We start from the raw sequence: 13,616 nt of genomic DNA, 5'->3' as shown, positions 1-13,616 counted from the left end.
AAACCGTGGGATGGCAAATTGTTGCTGGGCTGGCCTGACCCGAGGAGTCGGTGCAGGACAACGGGACCTACCGCAGCTTGACCTGGCCAAAATGACAAAATCTCCCCAAGGGGTGGCGTTCCCGTCTCCGCTAGGTCTCCCTTCGGGAGGCCTGTTGTTGCGCACCGACTTTCAGGGAACCGCTGAACAAGACAGGCGTGGCCGTCCAGTGGTTGTACCGGAGCAGTGCTGGGCACCTCGTGTGTCGTACCCGCCGTACCTTCCGCAGTCGGCTGGACAGGCTCGCAGCCTCCAGCTCAGTCGACCGGCCGTCGTTGCGTTCGGAGCGGCTTTTCGGCGAAGGTAGTCAAATGGTGGTTGTGGGTGTGTTTGGAGCCACCATTTGACTACCGTCGATGGGTTGCGGGCTCAGCGGTTCGCGATGCAGTGGATCAGTTCGGCGAGTTCCTTGTATCGGGACCACATCGGCCAATGGCCGGTGGGCAGATCGATGTATTCGGCGTCGATCTTGGCCAATTCGGCGAACATTGGTTCCTGACCCGCATCGCGGAGTTGTTTGACCAGGTCGGCGGTGATGCTGTTGCAGATCACCGTCGTCGGGATGGCAAGGCGCGCCGGGGACTCACTCAGTCGCAGGGGAGCGGCGGCGACTGCGGCGGGTTCGGAAACGGCACATTCGCGGAACCGGGCCAGGGACGCATCGTCCAGTCCGGTGAGGCTATTGCCGTCGGCCTCCAACTGATCCCAATCCGGTAGCGCGAGTTCGCGAACGGTCGCATCCAGTGCGGAATTGAGGATGAAGCCATTCGGTAGCGGAGCGGCGTCGACATAAATGCCGCGGCTGAAGCGTTCCGGGGCGATATCGGTGGCGAGGTAGGCGGCCGCCGCGCCGCCCGAGTGCGCGACGATCACCACCGCCTCATCCGGGGCGATTTCGTCGAGGATGGCCTGCGCCTGTATTTCCAGGGTCGCGCCGAGCCGGTCGTCATCGTCCGGGTCGAGTCCGGGCAGGGTCAGCGCCAGCACATCGTCACCCCGGCCGCGCAGATCGGCCGCGACGTCGTCCCATGCCCACGCGCCGAGCCAGAATCCGGGGATCAGAAGTATCCGTGCCATTCAGTGAGCATCGCATGCCGAACCTGGCGGAACGCAAATCCGCAGCAATATGTCTGGGTCACCGAGATGGCCACGCGCACAATGCGTTTCATTGTTCACAAGGTGAACTACTTCGGGTCGAGTTGGATTGCCCCGTGAGATCGACGGGCAGCGGCGGCACGGATTGCCCCGCGTTGCTTGCCGCCCACCCGGGTGGCATCTCCGCGATTCCGGGCGGGCCACATCGGCGTGCCTACGAGCTTCGAGCTGGACCGAACCACCGCGTCAATGCGTTCCGGAGTCGGTCATCTTCGGTACCGACTTCGCCTGCCCAGGCCACATATCCGTCCGGTCGGATAAGTAGCGCGTCAGCGGGCGCGTCCGGACAGGTCGCGATCACGGTGTCGACGCGGTCGTTCCAGTCGCCCGCGATATCGGCGAACCCGCCGTTCTCGGTCAATTGGACCAGTACAGCTCGTGCCGAGTGCAGCAGATCGGCGATACGCGTTCGGCCGCCCGAGGTTTCGAGGGTGAGGTCCGGGACCATGCGGCCGGACAGTGGGTGCGGATCGCCGATGTCGTAGCGGATATCGGATCCGGCGAGCAGATGTGCGATATGTCCAGCGCTTTCAGGTGCTTTGAGTAGTTCGCCCATGAACTCGCGCAGCGCGGTGACCTCCGGACCGGGCGCCATCAGTGCGAGCTGGGCCAGCGAGTGCATCATTACGCGCTCGCCGACCGGGTATCGCTCGGAGTGATAGGTGTCCAGCAGTCCCACGGGTGCCCAACCGTTCACCTGTGCGGCGAGCTTCCAACCGAGGTTGGCCGCGTCCTGCAAACCGAGGTTGAGGCCGGGGCCGCCCATCGCCGAATGCACGTGGGCGGAATCGCCGAGCAGGAACACATTTCCGTCGCGATAGCGTTCGGCCAGTCGAGTGTTCTGGCCTTCGGTCCGGCGCAAGGCGTGCGGGCCGGATCCGGGCGGTGGCGCGATCGGAAGGTCGACACCGAGCACCCGCCGCAGACTCGCGCGTAGTTCGTCGAGCGTCATCGGCGTGTCCTCCGGTACCGGATCGCCGTCGAACTCCATGGTCGCGACCAACGGGCGGCCGCGTTCGAGCTCTGCGAAGATGAACATGCCACGTTCGAGTCGGTTATGTCCGAAGGGAAGTCGCCCGAGGCCGGGAATCAGGATGCCGCCGTCTCCGGTTCGCAGTTCCTCCGGCAGGCTCACGTGTGCCATCCGGACCAACTTCGATGCGTTTGTGCTGCCGGGGAATTCGATTCCGGTGTGTTTGCGGACGAAGCTCTTGCCGCCGTCAGCAGCGACCAAGTATGTGGTGGTCAGGTCGTACTCGCGGTCGGGACCCGTCACTGTGACGGTCACGCTCCCGTCCTGCTGGACCAGATCGGTCAGCTCATGGCCCCAACGGATTTCGATACCGAGTTCGCGTGCCCTCTTCTCCAACAGGCGAACCAGTTTCGGCTGGGGGATGAGCAGCGCGTACATCGGATTGTTCACAACTTCGGCGAATGACACCGGCATCCCACTGAACAGATAGCCGGGCACGGGCTGTGGAGCGCCCGGCGCGCCGCCGAATTCGTGGTACAGGCCGCGCATATCCAGCAGCCGAATCACCTGGCCGACAAGGCCGTTCGCTTTCGGCTCGGCACTGGGCTCGCTCAGTTTCTCCAGCACGATGGGACGCACGCCGGCCAGTGCGAGTTCGCAGGCGAGCATGAGCCCGTTCGGTCCGGCACCGGAAATGACTACGTCGAAAGAGTTTTCGGGCATGACAAATACACCTCTTGTTGCCTTTGAAAAGTGAGTGTGCGGTGAGTCAGTCGTCGACGGAAGGCGCGGGAAGTCCCGCGGCTACCTCGTCGATGGCTTGTCGTAGCAGTGTGGTGAGCAATACCGGCGGATTCGCGTACACATAGGTCGCGGTAGCGGCCTGGTAGATCGCGCCGATCGCGCCGACGACGAGGCGGGGATACAGATCGCGGGCCGCGTCGGTTCCGGTGCGTGCCGCGATCGCCTCGATCCAGTCGTCGGATACCGCCTTGGACACCGCGGTCCGGGTCTCCGGCGCTTCGAGTAATTCGCGAATGACGGCCAGTTGGCGCGGTGTCGGCGGGTGGTCCCCGGCGCCGTCGACTTCGAGTGGTTCCAGGATCGCCGCGGTGATCGCGGTCCAGAGCGGCTCGTCCACGGGCCGGTTCCGCAGTGCGATCAGACTGCGCTGGATCCGCTCGGTCTGCCGGTAGGCCAGCGCCTCGTGCTTACCGGTGAAGTAGTTGTTGAAGGTCCGGACCGACACGCCCGCGCGGGCGGCGATGTCCTCTCTGGTGATATTGGCCAGTCCGTGTTCGAAAGCCAGCTCGAGCGTCGCATCGCTGAGTGCCTTGCGGGTGTCGAGCTTCTTGCGCTCGCGAAGGCCGAGGACTTGCTCATCTGGCATGACACCAGAGTACGGCGAAACTTGCCCAGCGGGCAATGTTTCCCGCTGGGCAAAATTCGGCTAGGCGTAGACCGGGCCGGTGTACTTCTCGCCCGGACCCTTGCCCGGCTCGTCCGGATGCGCCGAGGACTCACGGAAGGCGAGCTGCAACGACTTCAGGCCGTCGCGATACGGACCGGCATGCGGACCGAAGTATTCGATAGACGAGGTGATCAGCCCGGCGAGCGCGGTGATCAGGCGGCGCGCTTCGTCCAGATCGCGGCGCGGACTGTTGTCCGGATCCTCGTCGGCGAGCCCGAGCTTCTCCGCCGCCGCGCTCATCAGCATCATCGCGGCGCGGCTGATGATCTCGACCGCGGGGATCTCGGCCAACTCGCGGACGTCGGTCGCATCGGATACTGCCTCGTCACTCATAGGCACGAGGATGGCATCGTGGTGGTCGGGCGCGGTCGCCGGGGCGGGGCGATTCGGCGATAGCGAGTAGGAATGTTAGACTTTCCGCTGACGACCGCCCCGGGCTTGCCCGGGGCTGATAAGTGGAGCCCGACTCCCACCGTTGCCGACGAGCAATCGTACTGGTCAAACGGTCCGGTCCCCCGCCCTGCCTGGGCGGGTTTCTTGTGCGGAGGATCCTCGGTGAGGATCGTCATGGACAAGGTCGACACGAGCATGCTCGTGGTCGAAGGCCGGTCGACTCGGGCCCCGTGGCGGAATACCGCACCGGGGCCTTTGTGTTGAAAAGGGGCTGCCGTTATTGCGTGCGGTCGTCTGACGACACCGCTTGACCTAGGAGGCCCCATCAGCACTGAGACCCGCATCAACGATCGCATCCGCGTTCCCGAGGTCCGACTTATCGGACCGGGTGGTGAACAGGTTGGGATCGTGCGTGTTGAAGATGCACTACGCGTCGCCCTCGAGGCGGATCTCGACTTGGTCGAGGTCGCGCCGGATGCCCGTCCACCGGTCTGCAAGATCATGGACTACGGCAAGTTCAAGTACGAGACGGCGCAGAAGGCGCGCGAGTCTCGCAAGAACCAGGTGCAGACCGTGATCAAGGAGCAGAAGCTCCGTCCCAAGATCGACGACCATGACTATGAGACCAAGAAGCGCAACGTTGTTCGCTTCCTCGAGGCCGGCTCGAAGGTCAAGGTCACGATCATGTTCCGCGGTCGTGAGCAGTCGCGCCCCGAATTGGGTTTCCGGCTGCTGCAGCGTCTGGCCTCCGACGTCGCCGAATTGGGTTTCGTCGAGACCTCCGCCAAGCAGGACGGTCGCAATATGACCATGGTCCTCGCACCGCATAAGGGTGCGAAGACGCGGGTGAAGGCGCAGGAGGATTCGCGGGCACCGCGTCCCACCGCCACCGAAGCGCCTGCCGCTCCCGCACCTGCCGCGGGCGCACCGGTCGCCGAACAGGCCGCGCCGGCCGACCCGCAGTAATACCGATCAGAAAACCGGTGGTCCGACGAGGACCACCGGTACGAGACAGATAGAGGAATCCATGCCGAAGATGAAGAGCCACAGCGGCGCCTCGAAGCGATTCAAGGTTTCGGGCCGTGGCAAGCTGCTGCGTCAGCAGGCGAACCGTCGCCACCTGCTCGAGCACAAGTCCACTCGCCGGACTCGTCGTCTGGACGGCACGGAGGCCGTCGCGTCCGTTGACGTCCCTCGCGTCAAGCGCCTCCTGGGTCTCTGAGACCTAGGCCAGCACCCGCGCGACCGGGATTCCGGACGCCGACCACCGACCAATTCCAGGGCGTCACGCACAGCGCCCCCTAGATCGACAAAGGACTGACCCATGGCACGCGTCAAAAGGGCCGTCAACGCGCAGAAGAAGCGCCGTTCCGTTCTCGAGGCCTCCAAGGGCTACCGCGGCCAGCGCTCGCGGCTGTACCGCAAGGCCAAGGAACAGCAGCTGCACTCGCTCACCTACGCCTACCGGGACCGCCGGGCGCGCAAGGGTGACTTCCGCAAGCTCTGGATCGCCCGTATCAATGCCGCAGCGCGCCTGAACGACATCACCTACAACCGCTTCATCCAGGGCCTCAAGGCCGCCGGTGTCGAGGTGGACCGCAAGATCCTCGCCGAGCTCGCCGTCTCCGACGCCGAGGCGTTCGCCGGTCTGGTCGCCGTCGCCAAGGCCGCCCTCCCGCAGGACGTCAACGCCCCGGCAGCCTGATCCGGCCTGCGTGACGACACAGCATTCGGAACGACCCGTGGATGCGCTCTCCGAGCACAATCCGCGGGTCGTTTCCGCTGTCAAGCTCCAGCGCGCCGCAGCCCGCCGCAAGACCGGACAGTTCCTGGCGGAGGGCGCGAATTCCGTTGCCGCGGCGCTGGAAACCGGCCGGGTGCGTGAGCTGTTCTATTCGATGCACGCCGCCGTGCGAGAGAACCAGCTGATCGCCGGGGCTGCCGCCGCGGGCGTGCGCACCACGTTGGTGAGTGAGCGCGCCGCCGAACACCTCGGTGAAACCGTCACCGCGCCAGGGCTTGTCGCGGTGTGCGACCACATCGACGTGCCGCTGGCGGAAGTGCTGGCCGAGCGGCCGACACTGCTCGCCGTCCCTGTCGAGATCGCCGAGCCCGGCAATGCGGGCACACTCATTCGAGTCGCCGATGCGGTGGGCGCGAATGGTGTTGTGCTGGCGGGAGATGCGGTCGATCCGCACAATGGCAAATGCGTCCGCGCGAGTGCGGGCAGTCTGTTCCATGTGCCGATCGCGCGGCATCGCGATATCGGCGAGGTGCTCGATGCCGTTGCGGCAGCAGGCATTACGGTGCTCGCCACTGCCGCCAAGGGTGAGGTCGACCTGGACGACGCCGACGAACTGCTGGCCGGTCCGGTGGCTTGGCTGTTCGGTAATGAGGCGCATGGCCTGGACCCGTCGGTCGCCACCCGGGCCGACCACCGAGTGCGTATCCCGATCCACGGCCGCGCCGAGAGCCTCAACCTCGCCGCCGCAGCAGCTATCTGCCTGTACGCGAGCGCGCGGGTTCAGCACACGAAGTAGGTTGGCGCGAACCTGCAGTGGAACGGTCGGGTCGGATGAGCCCGATGGCCAGGAATCCGTTCGGTCACAGCGAATTTCACTCCGCTTTGCGAAGCAGTCAAAACCCTTGTGGGTCTTTGCTATTCACTTCCGCGCCGATTGCGCTTGGGCTTACGCTGCGATACTTGCACCGGCCAGCACAGCGCCCAAACCAACACCGCCAACGGCACACCAGCCGCCAGCACCAGCCCGGCCGTGCTCCAATTCATCATCCCTGCCTTCCACAGGAGAACGCGGTCCACCGAGCGAAAGACATTCGCGGAGCAACAGTTTCGACGTCCGCGACACACATCACCGCATGCAACATCAGTACATCCAGATGCAGCGGCGACGGCATGATTACAGCATCCACATCCGCACCCCGAACCTGGTCGACCAGCGGCACCAGCGTGATCTCCGGCGGCCATACCAGTGCGTAGCCGAGCCGCCGCGCGAGCCGCCGTACCTGTGCGGCGTCCCATTCCGGCATGCCGGTGACTACTGGGTCTATCCAACCCAGCGCGGTCGGACGCGGCCTCATCGCTGCCTTGCATCGCGGGGCGCGGTTGTCGGTGTGAGCCGTGCGGCGAGTGCTGCGGCATTCGCGCCTGGGTCGGTCAGCCCATCCAGCACGTCCAGCAAGGTCTGCATGTCGGGGCCGGGCGTCGCCGGTGGCCGAGGCTCAGGGAGGTAGCGACAGTCCAGCCGCTCGGCGTCGCAACGAGTCTCGATCACGCGCTGCGGCGCGTCCAGCGCAGACCCACTATCAGCGATCTGTTGTCGGGCAGAGGGTCTGGTGCAGGCCGGGCAGTCGGCGGGCGAATCGGTGGGGTGCGGATGTCCCGTCTCGATCAAGCGCGTCCAACAGCCGCGCAACATCTCACAAGTCCCCACCGTGCAGTCAGCGTGTAGATCGCGGGAGATCTCCCGATGCATCTCTGCCGGTGCCATCGCCTGGCTCGGATACCGGTGCTCGATGCGATCGGCGGCCATATCAGAACCCCTGGTGCGGAACATCAGCCGGGACCAACCGCCCCGCATCGATCAGCCGTTTCTTCGCCTGCGCCTTGACCGGGCACATCGACGCAACGCAGTCCAGGTGGGACTGCATTGTCGCGTGGGCGTATTCGATTGTCATCACAGGCAATTCGCTGTGGTTCGTTACGGGCAGGCCGTGCATGCGGATACTCCGAGCGTAGGTGTGAGTGTCTGGAATACCCGATAGCCGAGGCCGAAACTGACTGTGCGACATAGTGATTAAATGAGGCAGTGGGTACATCCCGGCTACCGGGGTGATTTCAGTAGTACGCTTCTCAGCGGGGCTGTGGAAGATTTCAGCACGTGAATTAACCAAGTTTGTTCCAAAATTCCACGGCGAGGAGCAAACTGATTCCAAACCGACATCACCCGATAGCGAGGCTAAGGAATGTCCATTGGTTCAACGGGTTCCACTCTGCCGCGTCGTATGCTCGGCCGAGCGCTCAAGCGGTTGCGGGAAGGATCGGGTGTACCGCCAAAGGTTGCGGCGCAGGCCATTCGGGTATCGGCGCAAACGTTGTGGCGGATCGAAACCGGACAACAGGGACCGAAGCTGAAAGAGATTTATGTGCAAGCGCTCTGCCAGCTGTATGGAGCGGCATCGGACGAGACGAAGGTCCTTGTCGGTCTCGTGGAGCTGGCCGAGCAGAAGAACTGGTGGCACCCGTACGAGGATGTCATTCCAGAAGTCTTCGCCCTGTTCATCGGCCTGGAAGAGTTTGCCAGCGAGCTTACGACCTTTCAGCTCACACTGATGCCGGGTCTCCTCCAGACCGCGGACTACCGACGCGCCGGTGTCTGGGCGCTGCAGCCCCAGGCCAGTCCGACCGAGGTGGAGCGCAACGTGGAGTTGACGATTCGGCGGCAAGAGCGACTCCGGAAGGATAGCCAGAACTTTACTGTGCACGCTCTTTTGTGCGAGTCGGTGTTGCGGCACCCGATCGGTGGTCCGGCGGTCATGGGACGCCAGCTCCGCCACCTCGAGGAGGCGACTCAAATGCCTAACGTGTCGATTCGCGTCGTACCGCTCAGCGCAGGAATGCATATCGGCCTGCAGGTAGGCAGCTTCGTCTTGCTGGAGTTCCCCGAACATCCAACCGCGTACTTGTCCGAGCCCCCGGTCGTCTACGTCGATGGGTACACCGGTGCCCTCTACCTGGAACGTGAGCCGGAGATTAACCAGTATCGCTCCGGACTTGCAGGCATACGCCGTGTCGCGTTGGATGAAGGGAAATCCAGGGAACTGGTGGCCCAGATAGCAAGGGAGTACGAAGGGTGAGCATCGACCTATCCGGGGCGAAGTGGTTCAAGTCCAGCCGCAGCAAGGACGCCCAGGCGTGCGTAGAAGTTGCACACCTCAACGGAGGCATGGTCGGCGTGCGCGACTCCAAGGATCGCACCGGTCCGGCGCTGGTTTTCAGTCCTGCGGAGTGGGATGCCTTCGCGGCAGGAGTCAAAGAAGGCGAGTTCGATCGCGCCTGATCGGCGGTCGACACACGAAACTGAATGAGCCCCAGGAATTTTCGCAGCCTGGGGTGTTCCACTCCAAGAGCCCCCCTGCCCGCGCGTCGGTGGCGGTACGGGGACGCGCGTCGGTTCGGCTGACCGTGGTCCGTCCGAGGTGGCGTACGACGCGTCCGATGTCCGCAACATTGGCTTCGACATCCAGCGTCATCGTTGTCGGCGTGGCTGGCCCTGAAGAATCCACTCCGCAGGAATCGCCAACGTCTTTGCGGGCTGGTGACCTGGCCGGTACGGTCTAGACGAGCTTGCGGGGGCGGAGAAGCCGGTCCGGCCGCGAGTCTGGCACGGGTGCGAGAGGACGAGATGGCCAGCTGGAGCAGTGTTATCCGGAGTGCGGTTCTCGGTGCGGGGGTGGTTGCATTGGTCTCGGCGTGCAACTCCGGTGAGGACTCGAAGGGCAGCACGAACAGTGCGTCGGCGACGCCGACCGTCGCGGCGGATGTGCCAGCGGGGTTTGACGCGTGTAAAGATCTCCCGCAGAGCCTTATTCAGTCGGAGAAGCTGAAGAACGGGGGGCCCGACAACACAGATAGGCCCGGTGGCATCAAGTGGCGCGGATGCGGTTGGGTTCAGTCCAACGGCTACTTCGGCTCGATCGATACCACCAACATCACCCTGGCGATGGTGCGCGCAAACAGTCAGTACACCGTCACCGAGGATCTCAATGTAGGTGGGCGGGCGGCACTTACCTATCGCCCAAGCGATGATCAGACAGATCAACATGAGCACTGCATCCTGCTCGTTGAGATGAAGGGGGGAAGCCTCGAGGTCAGTATCAGCAACCCACCTTCGGCCAAACTGACTGCCTCCCAGCACTCTTGTGACATCGCTAACCGTCTGGCGGAGCAGATCGTTCCAGCGATACCTGCCACCCTCTAAACTTGTACCGACCTTCGGTGGCTTCAAAACCGAAGAGCACAGGGGAGGAAGATCAACGATGAGTAGCGATACCACGACACAGTCTGCGGGTCCGCTGGCCAGCGCGATCAAGGACGCTCAGGACGGCAAGCTAACCGTCAGGTTCAGCAACGAAGTGCGAGTCAATGCCGACGAGTTCGTTTACATCGAACGCGACTGCCAGGCTTTCATGGACGAGATCCGGAACCTTCAACGGATCGCGAAATCGATCTCGGACCGAAAGAACTGGGGTATCGGCGAGATGACGGACGGCCTGACCTCGGCCGCCACGCTGGTGGCTCGTTTCCGCGGTAAGGCAAAGATTGTCGATCCGGCCACAGACTCGGACAACAACGTCTTCGACATACTCGAGCAGCATTATCAGATCGCCGAGGATATCCAAACCCTCCACCGCACAATCGCCCAGAAATACGTCGAACAGGATCAAGAATTCGCCGCTCGCTACAACGAGTTGAAAGCGGATTGGGGAGTCAGCCAGATCGGTACGACCACCCAACTAGGCGTAACAGCGCCCCCGGCCGTCGGTGCCTCGAAATGAATGATTCGAATCATCCGGGGGCGCGCAGACCAGCGCGATCAAGGATGCTCGGACGCTGAATTACCCCGCAGCGGCCGACCATGGACGAGCGCCAGGAGTTCGCCGCCCAACGGGGTGCGGTGAACAGAGCGACCGCGTCGCTCAAGCTTGGCCCAGTGTTCTCGAAATGTCGAGATCCACAGCCACGCTGCGGAACTCGAAGCGGGCGACCCCAACAAGGCGGCTATCGAAGGCGACACGCTGACCTATACCCGGCGCCCCAAGGCCTTCCGCTTCGCGGTATCACCACCCAACCGGCATCGGTTAGGATTCGCATCATGAGTGATGGGGGGACACCAGCCTCTGGCCAGAACCTCTCGGTGGTGCCCGAGAAGGTGCGCGAGGTCGGCAAGTACGTCTACGAGTTGGCCGAGGCACTGCGCACGGCGTTGGATTCCGCCGCGAAGGACGTCGCTTCGCTGACCGATGGCAGCTGGACCGGAGACGCGGCCAACGAATTCTCCGAGGGCTGGACCGAAGTGCGTGACGGCGGATCCCAAATCATGACCGCTCTGACCGGCATGGCGGAGAAGCTGGGTGTTACCGCCGACACCTATCAGGCCCAAGATGAGAGCAACGCCGCCACATTGAGCACTTCGAGTTTGGATCTGCCATGAACTCTCAGTTTTCGGTCGATCTCGACCATCTCGATGAGATCGTGGTCCGTCTGTCGAGTCTGGCCGGGTTCATCGGCGAGCACCTCGATGAGATCGACCACCGGGTCGCCACCCTCACCGGCAGTGGATGGGAAGGCGTTGCCGCCCAGGCATATACCGATGCTCACGCGCAATGGGTCGCTGGCGCAAGGGAATTCGTCGAAGGTGTGAAGGATGTCAGCGATGCCGCGAAGGCGGCGCACGCGCGCTACACCACCGCCCACGACACCAATTACAAAATGTTCTCGCAGGGATAAGACACATGGGTGTACTGGTTATCGACTGGCAGACCTACTACGAGGCCGGCAAGAAATGCCACGCCCTGGCCACCGACCTGCGTGCCGCCGACAAACCGGTCCACGATGCGGTCAAAGGTGAATGCGCGGGCATGGCCGGTGACAACGCGGGCTGCGAATCTTGGGGCAAAACCTATGACCGCGTCGCCCAGGAAACGATGCAGACCTGCACGAACCTAGCCGACGCCCTGACCAACTTCGGCAACATGCTCTACGCCGCCGGGCACAACTGGGCACTGTCCAATAAGTCCAAACCGATGCCCGACCGGCCCACCGTGACGGCGATGTCGGAGTACAAGGTGACCATCCCGACGTCGGTCGGCAACAACGGCGACGGTGTCACCGAGGGAAAGGGCAGCATCCCCGGCTTCTACGACGCCCTGGTCGGGAAGGTCCAGGAAGAGTTCGGCAGCAAGCTGCCCAACGGCAACAAAGACAAACTCGCCAAGGCCGCATCGACCTGGAAAACGTTCGCCGAACACAAAACCATCACCGATGCCGCATCCCGGATCACCGAGATCACCAACCTCTTCAGCGACATCCAGGACAAGAAAGGCCTCGACCCCCTCCTCGGCCACCTCACCACCCTCAATGGCGGCGCCACCCAACTTGCCTCCGCATCCCTCAACCTCGCCACACCCGTCGCCGAATACAGCACCGCTACCTCCGAAGCCCGCGACAAGTTCCGGGACGCGGTCACCAACGCGTTGATAGCAGCCGGAACCACGGTCGTCATCGGCGTCGCCGCCTCCTGGATCACCGCTGCCCTCAGCGACGTCGCCGCGGGCGTCGGAGTCGTGGCGATCGCCGGCAACACCGCCAGAGTGCTCAAAAGCACCTACGACACCAGCAAACTCATCAAAATAATCGGCACCGCGGCGGCAGTCGCGGGAACCGCAGCCTTCACGGTCACCGCGTTCGACAAAGTTCCCAGCCTCACCGATATCGCCATCAAACTCGGTGCCATCATCGCCATGAAGGTCTACATCGATGACGATGGAAACCCGGCAAACGAAGGAGACTCCTCCGGCATTCCCTCGAGCGCAGTCACCGATGAGATGGCAAGAATGCTGCGAGAGGGCATTCATCCGGGCGAAGATTGTTCCGAGATTGCAGAACATTTAAAGAAGGTTGCCGCTGGGGAAGGCGAGATACTCAGGGTGGATCCTGCTCCGGGGACAGAGGTAACTGTTGAAGAATATGGGCTGCGTGAACAATTTCTATATCACGAGGTATATACCGATGGAAAATATGTTTACGATCCGAGGCACAGTCCAAACCCCATCCCCATCGAGCAATGGCGGAAGACTATTATGGGAGATAATCCCGGCGCTACGATCAAGGGAGTAGGGTAGTGAATTCTGGTGACTTTATTACTCGACTGAAGCGGTACGGAGACCTGGAGTGGTATCGCCATGCGGGTGGCATCGGTGAAGACGGCACTCCCGCTCCGCCGCTTGTTGTCTGGCGTTTCCCTGAACCTCGGCCAGCTCGTGTTGCTGAACTGTTGCACGAGGCCGCTTTTGTCGACAATCGAGAGATCGACTGGTTGTTTGACACTACTCGACGAAACTGGGTGCTCGTACCTGCACGAGTGATGGCTGAGAAAGAACTTCACGGACTGGCAACCGAAGCGCAAGCTGTGGACCTCTTAGTGAGGACGGATCCAGAGTTCTGTCAGCGTTCGGTACGTGATTTCGAGAGAATCATCGCAGTGTTGGATCGATATTCTGGCAGCTGACTCACGAGTTCGCGGCGGCACCTCATTGCGTAACCAACCTTCAACTGCTGGAACCGGACCGATACTTCGATGATCACAGGACGCACACTCGCGTTTCGGCGTGGTTACAGCTGATCCGAATCCTCGCAACCTCAAGGGGTTTCGCTCGTCGACCATGGTGTACCGGCTGTGTCCCCCTGGATGGTCTTGTCACACATCGGCGGAGCGATACCTCGTCGGAAGATGCCGGTGGCTCAGACCAACCACTACGAGCATGCGTTTCCGTGTCGGTCCCGTG

The 13,616-nt window shown here is 62.8% G+C and carries 17 protein-coding genes; 12 read left to right on the top strand and 5 right to left on the bottom strand.

Going from position 1 to position 13,616, the window contains the following annotated elements:
- Positions 1-408: 408 nt before the first annotated feature.
- From ACZ60G_RS35650 to ACZ60G_RS35635, 4 genes are all read right to left on the bottom strand, one after another.
- On the bottom strand, positions 409-1,116 hold the full coding sequence (locus ACZ60G_RS35650) for an alpha/beta fold hydrolase (protein WP_465815851.1): 708 nt from the start codon (positions 1,114-1,116) through the stop codon (positions 409-411).
- A 232-nt stretch (positions 1,117-1,348) separates the two neighbouring features.
- Entirely contained in the window at positions 1,349-2,890 is a 1,542-nt protein-coding gene (locus ACZ60G_RS35645; RefSeq protein ID WP_465815849.1) for an FAD-dependent monooxygenase, read from the bottom strand.
- Between the two features lie 46 nt (positions 2,891-2,936).
- Positions 2,937-3,557 carry a TetR/AcrR family transcriptional regulator gene (locus ACZ60G_RS35640; protein ID WP_465815847.1) on the bottom strand — a complete coding sequence of 207 codons (621 nt, stop codon included), beginning with the start codon at positions 3,555-3,557 and terminating at the stop codon, positions 2,937-2,939.
- A 60-nt stretch (positions 3,558-3,617) separates the two neighbouring features.
- Complete coding sequence (locus ACZ60G_RS35635) at positions 3,618-3,971, bottom strand: DUF1844 domain-containing protein (protein WP_063044273.1); 354 nt, start codon at positions 3,969-3,971, stop codon at positions 3,618-3,620.
- A 339-nt stretch (positions 3,972-4,310) separates the two neighbouring features.
- Between ACZ60G_RS35635 and infC the strand changes: the two genes are divergently transcribed.
- The 4 genes from infC (at position 4,311) to ACZ60G_RS35615 (ending at position 6,571) form a co-directional block, all read left to right on the top strand.
- Positions 4,311-4,997, top strand: a complete 687-nt coding sequence (gene infC, locus ACZ60G_RS35630) for a translation initiation factor IF-3 (RefSeq protein WP_465815893.1) — start codon at positions 4,311-4,313, stop codon at positions 4,995-4,997.
- Positions 4,998-5,058: 61 nt separating this feature from the next.
- Complete coding sequence (gene rpmI / locus ACZ60G_RS35625) at positions 5,059-5,253, top strand: 50S ribosomal protein L35 (RefSeq protein ID WP_040689021.1); 195 nt, start codon at positions 5,059-5,061, stop codon at positions 5,251-5,253.
- A gap of 102 nt (positions 5,254-5,355) precedes the next feature.
- On the top strand, positions 5,356-5,736 hold the full coding sequence (rplT, locus tag ACZ60G_RS35620) for a 50S ribosomal protein L20 (protein ID WP_040689024.1): 381 nt from the start codon (positions 5,356-5,358) through the stop codon (positions 5,734-5,736).
- A gap of 37 nt (positions 5,737-5,773) precedes the next feature.
- Entirely contained in the window at positions 5,774-6,571 is a 798-nt protein-coding gene (locus ACZ60G_RS35615; RefSeq protein ID WP_465815844.1) for a TrmH family RNA methyltransferase, read from the top strand.
- 247 nt (positions 6,572-6,818) lie between these two features.
- Here the strand turns inward: ACZ60G_RS35615 and ACZ60G_RS35610 are convergent, their stop codons facing one another.
- Entirely contained in the window at positions 6,819-7,079 is a 261-nt protein-coding gene (locus ACZ60G_RS35610) for a hypothetical protein (protein ID WP_465815842.1), read from the bottom strand.
- 936 nt (positions 7,080-8,015) lie between these two features.
- Between ACZ60G_RS35610 and ACZ60G_RS35605 the strand changes: the two genes are divergently transcribed.
- The 8 genes from ACZ60G_RS35605 (at position 8,016) to ACZ60G_RS35570 (ending at position 13,339) form a co-directional block, all read left to right on the top strand.
- Entirely contained in the window at positions 8,016-8,906 is an 891-nt protein-coding gene (locus tag ACZ60G_RS35605; protein ID WP_465815840.1) for a helix-turn-helix domain-containing protein, read from the top strand.
- The gene (locus ACZ60G_RS35600; protein ID WP_327096465.1) at positions 8,903-9,109 is read left to right on the top strand and encodes a DUF397 domain-containing protein; all 207 of its coding nucleotides are present in this window, start codon (positions 8,903-8,905) and stop codon (positions 9,107-9,109) included. Before ACZ60G_RS35605 ends, ACZ60G_RS35600 begins: the two co-directional genes overlap by 4 nt.
- Before the next feature lie 330 nt (positions 9,110-9,439).
- Positions 9,440-10,030, top strand: a complete 591-nt coding sequence (locus tag ACZ60G_RS35595) for a DUF3558 domain-containing protein (RefSeq protein ID WP_465815838.1) — start codon at positions 9,440-9,442, stop codon at positions 10,028-10,030.
- A gap of 58 nt (positions 10,031-10,088) precedes the next feature.
- Positions 10,089-10,607, top strand: coding sequence for a hypothetical protein (locus tag ACZ60G_RS35590; protein WP_465815836.1), 519 nt, complete (start codon positions 10,089-10,091; stop codon positions 10,605-10,607).
- Between the two features lie 317 nt (positions 10,608-10,924).
- Positions 10,925-11,263 (top strand): ESX-1 secretion-associated protein, encoded by a 339-nt coding sequence (locus tag ACZ60G_RS35585; RefSeq protein WP_465815834.1) that lies wholly within the window; start codon positions 10,925-10,927, stop codon positions 11,261-11,263.
- A complete protein-coding gene (locus tag ACZ60G_RS35580) occupies positions 11,260-11,559 on the top strand; it encodes a WXG100 family type VII secretion target (RefSeq protein ID WP_465815832.1) in 300 nt (99 codons plus the stop codon). Before ACZ60G_RS35585 ends, ACZ60G_RS35580 begins: the two co-directional genes overlap by 4 nt.
- A 5-nt stretch (positions 11,560-11,564) precedes the next feature.
- Positions 11,565-12,953 carry a hypothetical protein gene (locus ACZ60G_RS35575; RefSeq protein WP_465815830.1) on the top strand — a complete coding sequence of 463 codons (1,389 nt, stop codon included), beginning with the start codon at positions 11,565-11,567 and terminating at the stop codon, positions 12,951-12,953.
- Positions 12,953-13,339 (top strand): hypothetical protein, encoded by a 387-nt coding sequence (locus ACZ60G_RS35570; protein WP_465815828.1) that lies wholly within the window; start codon positions 12,953-12,955, stop codon positions 13,337-13,339. Before ACZ60G_RS35575 ends, ACZ60G_RS35570 begins: the two co-directional genes overlap by 1 nt.
- Positions 13,340-13,616 lie beyond the last annotated feature (277 nt).

The organism is Nocardia sp. NPDC102475 (assembly GCF_055584605.1).
The sequence above is the reverse complement of the archived record's forward strand: the minus strand, read 5'-3'. Positions and strand labels throughout refer to the sequence as shown.

Coding starts and splice junctions, on each gene's coding strand:
- ACZ60G_RS35650 (WP_465815851.1), bottom strand. CDS start 1,116: ATGGCACGGATACTTCTGATCCCCGGATTCTGGCTCGGCGCGTGGGCA.
- ACZ60G_RS35645 (WP_465815849.1), bottom strand. CDS start 2,890: ATGCCCGAAAACTCTTTCGACGTAGTCATTTCCGGTGCCGGACCGAAC.
- ACZ60G_RS35640 (WP_465815847.1), bottom strand. CDS start 3,557: ATGCCAGATGAGCAAGTCCTCGGCCTTCGCGAGCGCAAGAAGCTCGAC.
- ACZ60G_RS35635 (WP_063044273.1), bottom strand. CDS start 3,971: ATGAGTGACGAGGCAGTATCCGATGCGACCGACGTCCGCGAGTTGGCC.
- rpmI (WP_040689021.1), top strand. CDS start 5,059: ATGCCGAAGATGAAGAGCCACAGCGGCGCCTCGAAGCGATTCAAGGTT.
- rplT (WP_040689024.1), top strand. CDS start 5,356: ATGGCACGCGTCAAAAGGGCCGTCAACGCGCAGAAGAAGCGCCGTTCC.
- ACZ60G_RS35610 (WP_465815842.1), bottom strand. CDS start 7,079: ATGCCGGAATGGGACGCCGCACAGGTACGGCGGCTCGCGCGGCGGCTC.
- ACZ60G_RS35605 (WP_465815840.1), top strand. CDS start 8,016: ATGTCCATTGGTTCAACGGGTTCCACTCTGCCGCGTCGTATGCTCGGC.
- ACZ60G_RS35590 (WP_465815836.1), top strand. CDS start 10,089: ATGAGTAGCGATACCACGACACAGTCTGCGGGTCCGCTGGCCAGCGCG.
- ACZ60G_RS35585 (WP_465815834.1), top strand. CDS start 10,925: ATGAGTGATGGGGGGACACCAGCCTCTGGCCAGAACCTCTCGGTGGTG.
- ACZ60G_RS35580 (WP_465815832.1), top strand. CDS start 11,260: ATGAACTCTCAGTTTTCGGTCGATCTCGACCATCTCGATGAGATCGTG.
- ACZ60G_RS35575 (WP_465815830.1), top strand. CDS start 11,565: ATGGGTGTACTGGTTATCGACTGGCAGACCTACTACGAGGCCGGCAAG.